Raw genomic sequence first — 2,406 nt, 5'->3', positions numbered from 1 at the left:
CGTGATCCACTTGTTAAGTGTCGACATGCCGACACCGAGATCATCAGCCACCTGCTTGCGCGTCAGTCCACTGGTCAGGGCAATCCGCACCGCATCTTGCCGGAATTCGTCCGTCCGTTTCAGTCCCATAGTCAGTCTCCTTTGTTGCAGTAAATGCTATCAAAGGAGCGGCATCAAACCGTGACAGGTCCATCGCGTAGGGTTCGACATAGTAGACCTTTGATATACCGGCGGCGACAATGTGTCGGGCGCAGTTGTGGCACGGGAAGGTCGTGGTGTAGAGCGTGCCGCCTACGATTCCAAGTTTACCAGAGCGCGCCGCAGAAACTATCGCCTCCATTTCGGCGTGAATTGAGCGGCTGTATTCGATAAGATCCTTTACTGGGGTCTTTACCAACTGCGAACGCAGTTTTGCGCGATCAATGCCTTTGGCTAGTAGGCCTTCACCGGAAAGTTGGTCAAAGATCTTTGTATACAGTTCTTCTTTCTTTCGGTCGTTGTGGCAAACTTTCCCTTGCCACTTAAAGCAACGATGGTCCTCATTTCCATCGTCCGCAGAGTATAGTCCACCCAGACCTTTTGGAACGTCGTTCCACCCGACGCCCAGAAGCTCTCCATTCGCAGAATATACTGCTGCACCTACCTGCCGCGACAAGCATGCAGATTTGCTGGCCGCCGATACCGCAGCATACATACCCGCTTCATCTGTTGTGGGGGTGTGCACCGAAATATTGAATATAACCTCGAAAAACCTATCCACAACCTCAGTCAAACGAACATCGTTTTGTCCATCATTCCGAATAAAGAAATCCGACAAGTACGCCGTTTTACTGACTTTTTGACCGTGATCACCCTCTTGGTCGTTCTCATCTCGTGTGAAAATTCCCGCCAGATCGTCTTTCTCTATACCAAGAGATTTGAGGCGAACTTCGCGAATACTCTCAGGTGCAAATACGGTGAACTGCCAATACATGCCACCATAAACGCGCCTCAAGAGATTGGTCTCCTTGGGATGCTTAAGCGAGTCTATTATAGTCGCTTGTCGAAGACGTTTTGGCTGTGGCACCTGCTTGGACTGGTCATATCCACCGCCAGCGCTACGATTAAGCGCAATAGCCTCGATTGCTTTGGCCGCGACGTAATCCTCACCGAACCGATCCCTCAATTGAGTACCCACCGTCTGCAAGTCCTTGATGCGACCTGACCCTGAGTTAGAAGGTGAAGATATGGATGTCTTGGAGGTGTTCTCTCGGATCAGATCGCTAGCTTTTATGATCCTGACCTGGTAGCCGTAATCCCTCTCAAGCCTGCTTTTTAGCACTTGAGAAGTTTTTGAGACGCCAGCGCCAACCGCGCCGACCATACCAATGACGAGTTCTTCAGTGGGACGATCAATCGCGACCACAAGGCCTTCGTCTTCGGTATCGTCCACCTCAACGTCAGACGCTCTTTCTTCTGTTGCCGTTCTTGAGCTCGCCATAAACTAACCTCTAAATTCAACCATGTTCGCCGCTGATATTGGTAGACCGGTTTGATCGGTCAATCCAGAGTCGAGAGAGCGGATCTGTGTTCGTTTCTCGCTGTCTGTCTTGCAACATCCTTGCGACAGGCAAGAAAGAACATGAAAAACACTATAAAACAGAGCGATTAGGCGATAGCCAACGTCATTCCTAATGATGGAATCGTAGGTTCGGGTCCTATCACCGGCACCATTCTTCTCCACCTTAACTGAAGATTCATAACTGGAATCAATGCCTTCGGCGAGGCCGCAAGGTGACGTTTGCGCTTTCGATTTTCAGACATCTGGGCTAGGCTGCGCGCAGGATTGGCAGAAAGAGCCGATCTCGGGGCGTAGTAACCCCACCGCAAGCGGCCGGTGTCGGCCGAAATGACACCTCCTCGAACCCTATGGTCGGGGAGGCACTGGCGTATGTCCAGGGCTCCGGCCTAAAGGCCAGCGCGGTCGTCTTGCGGCGGCTTACTAACTCCCCGGCTGCCAGAGGAAACTCTGGTGGCCGATTTCGTTAGTAAAGAGGCCGTTATGAACAGCAGCATAAAGAAACAGAGCGCGTCAGTGTTCCGCGCATTCGTCCGTTCCCAGATCGTGATGTTGGAGCTGGTCGCCTTGGGCGTCGCCCTGTACCTCATTCAGCAGAAAAGCGCGAACGCCCAGACCACCATTGCCATCCTGCTGTTCTGCGTCTTCGTCTTTACGTTGCTCACCGGCAAGGGCTTTCCCCATTTTCGGCATCGAGGTAAGGCACTGAGAGGTGGCGCGGCAAATCTGAACAGTTGAGTTAGGTGGATTTTCCGCTCCTGATCCGGCAGCGTTGCCGAGACGAAGGAGCGAAGATGACCAAACGACCCAGACGGAACCACAGCCCTGCATTCAAGGCGAAGGTCGCA

Annotated in this window: 2 protein-coding genes and 1 pseudogene; 1 reads left to right on the top strand and 2 read right to left on the bottom strand. The window is 52.5% G+C overall.

Annotation, left to right across the window (positions count from 1 at the left end):
• Both AC13C7_RS00030 and AC13C7_RS00025 read right to left on the bottom strand, forming a co-directional pair.
• On the bottom strand, positions 1–129 hold a 129-nt coding region (locus tag AC13C7_RS00030), incomplete at its 3' end, for a transposase (RefSeq protein ID WP_415836445.1).
• A 76-nt stretch (positions 130–205) separates the two neighbouring features.
• Positions 206–1,480, bottom strand: a pseudogene (locus AC13C7_RS00025) (anti-phage dCTP deaminase); the annotation flags it as partial.
• Between the two features lie 531 nt (positions 1,481–2,011).
• On the opposite strand from AC13C7_RS00025, the gene AC13C7_RS00020 reads away from it, so the two are divergent.
• A complete protein-coding gene (locus tag AC13C7_RS00020) occupies positions 2,012–2,296 on the top strand; it encodes a hypothetical protein (protein WP_482866184.1) in 285 nt (94 codons plus the stop codon).
• Positions 2,297–2,406: the final 110 nt, after the last annotated feature.

The organism is Alterinioella sp. B-7, assembly GCF_056857775.1.
The sequence above is the reverse complement of the archived record's forward strand: the minus strand, read 5'-3'. Positions and strand labels throughout refer to the sequence as shown.